This is a genomic window from Frankia sp. R82 (assembly GCF_023716925.1).
Taxonomy (GTDB): domain Bacteria; phylum Actinomycetota; class Actinomycetes; order Frankiales; family Frankiaceae; genus Frankia.
In genome coordinates, this window is sequence record NZ_JAMQQG010000182.1 from 1 (window position 1) to 959 (window position 959).

Annotated in this window: 1 protein-coding gene and 1 pseudogene; both read right to left on the reverse strand. The window is 67.7% G+C overall.

Going from position 1 to position 959, the window contains the following annotated elements:
- Nucleotides 1–208: pseudogene (locus tag ND747_RS16495) on the reverse strand (radical SAM protein); the annotation flags it as partial.
- A partial coding sequence (locus ND747_RS16500) for a hypothetical protein (RefSeq protein WP_251734492.1) occupies nt 192–959 on the reverse strand: 768 nt, incomplete at its 5' end. The pseudogene ND747_RS16495 and the gene ND747_RS16500, both read right to left, overlap by 17 nt.

Sequence of the window (959 nt, forward strand, 5' to 3'; positions counted from 1 at the left end):
GGCCCAGGGTTTCGGCGTCGAGGACACCGACGTTGAAACCCTGGACGCTCGCGTAGGTGGCGATGTAGGCCATGCCGAGAACCGGCAGGGTGAAGTCGTTGACGCGTGGCCGAATACTGTAGTCGCGTAGTGGTGCGTTGATAAAAACGGCGTCGAGTGGTCGGGTCAGGTCGGCGCCGCGCAGGGCGGCGTCATCCGATGTCTCCATACTGCGATCCCCAAGCGAGAGTCAGAAGGCTCACGGTTGAAAGGTGATCCCCCGCCGCATTTCTCCATTGGGAGCCGAACGTGTGCTCGTCGTGGAGCCAGGGGTACGTGGGGGCGGCCCGTCCCGCCCAGGTACGCACGGCCAGGTCGGCGTAGGGATAGAGATTCCAGGTGTTCGCATAGTCGGCAACGGCGGCCCCGGCCGTCCACGGGCCGATGCGGTACACGCCTTGCAATCGGTCAACGAGATCTGACGGGGGCAGCTTCTGCCATGTTTCACCGTGCTGCAGGTAGGCCGCGGCGGCGGCGCGTAGCGGTGTCCGCTTGAAAGCGAGGCCCAGCTCGGTGAACTGCTCGTCGTCCAGATCAAGGATCTTTTCGGGTGCCGGGAAGAGACCGTAGGTGTGGCCGTCGGGCAGCATCACCTGCTCGCCGTGGGCCGCGCACAAGACCCGGTAGAGCTTCTTGGACTGGCCAGCCCGAATGACCTGCCGCAGGATTCCAGTGGCCAACGCCTCCCACAGCGACGGGTTCCGCAAGCGCCCCACCCGTCCCAGGCCGGCCAGCTCCTTCGCCAGCTCCGGGACCCCGCCCGCGGCGCCCTCGGGCAGGCTGAACACATCCGCCGCCGGCTCCGCCTGGCCGCCGCCGAGCGCGGTGAGCGTGAGATGGGCACCGCGGATGTCCGCCAGGAGCGGGCCGCTTGGCAGTGGGAAGACGCGACGTGCCCCGTTCTCGCCGGGGAGCCATGC